This window comes from Paenibacillus sp. EB106-04-04-XG159 (assembly GCF_058791835.1).
In genome coordinates this window covers 1-1,070 of sequence record NZ_JBYTDY010000047.1, presented here as the reverse complement: position 1 = coordinate 1,070, position 1,070 = coordinate 1, and the positions used below count along the sequence as shown (strand labels likewise).

The window sequence follows — 1,070 nt, the reverse complement described above, 5'->3', positions numbered from 1 at the left end:
GACGGATTGTAATATGAAGTGCGACAGCTAAAAAAATAAGCCCATGAATGGATTCGTGTAAAATGGAAGTTACCACACCACCATCATTACAGGAGAACCCATCATGAGCTACTCCCATCTTAGCATAATTGAACGAGGACAACTAGAGACCTTACACCGACTGGGCTGGTCGACAAGAGCCATCGCGAAACAACTCGGTCGTCACCACGCTACGATTGCCCGAGAAATCGCGCGCGGGCAGATCAATCAGCAATACGACGCTGCGTCCGCTCAGGAAGCTTACCAGGAACGAAGAACTTGGAGTATGCCTGTCGGCAAGTTTACACCTGAGCTCGCTTCAGAACTGCGAGAGAAGCTGAAACTGACCTGGTCTCCCGAGCAGATCGCAGAGAAGCGGCGTAAGGAAGGACAACCTTTTGTCTGCTTCAAGACGATCTACCGCTGGCTCTATAATCGTAAGCTGGTGATTACCGAGATGCAGGTGCTGCGCCAGAAAGGAAAACGGCGCAAACCAATGGAAACACGAGGACGCTTCCTTGTCGGAACGCCGATCTGTCAACGCCCAAAGGAAATCCGCAAACGCACGACGTTTGGTCACTGGGAGCTCGATACGGTCGTGTCCAGTCGAGGGAAGAGCAAGGCTTGCGTAGCCACCTTCATTGAGCGTAAAACACGACTCTACTTCGCTGTAAAAATGCCTGACCGCACCGCCCACTCCATGGAGATCGCCTTTGGTGTAGCGGCTAGCCAGTACCCGCAAGGGAGCTTTCAGACCGCAACAACGGATCGGGGCAAGGAATTTGCCTGCTATTCAGCATTGGAGCATACCTATTGTATTCAGGTCTATTTCGCCGATCCCTATTCATCTTGGCAGCGTGGTTCCAATGAAAATGCCAACGGTCTGTTACGAGAATTCTTCCCTAAGGGACACGATTTTGCTAAGGTATCCGATGTGGATCTAGCAGATGCTGTACGCCTTATTAACCACCGGCCTCGTAAATGTCTTGGCTGGAAATCTGCTCACGAAGCATTCATGGACGAACTGTCGCGCTTAGCTTGACAATCCGTCA

Annotated in this window: 1 protein-coding gene; it reads left to right on the top strand. The window is 51.2% G+C overall.

The features are described 5' to 3' along the window. The first annotated feature begins 103 nt into the window (after positions 1-103). The gene (locus AC3WTP_RS23290; protein WP_492397007.1) at positions 104-1,060 is read left to right on the top strand and encodes an IS30 family transposase; all 957 of its coding nucleotides are present in this window, start codon (positions 104-106) and stop codon (positions 1,058-1,060) included. Positions 1,061-1,070: the final 10 nt, after the last annotated feature.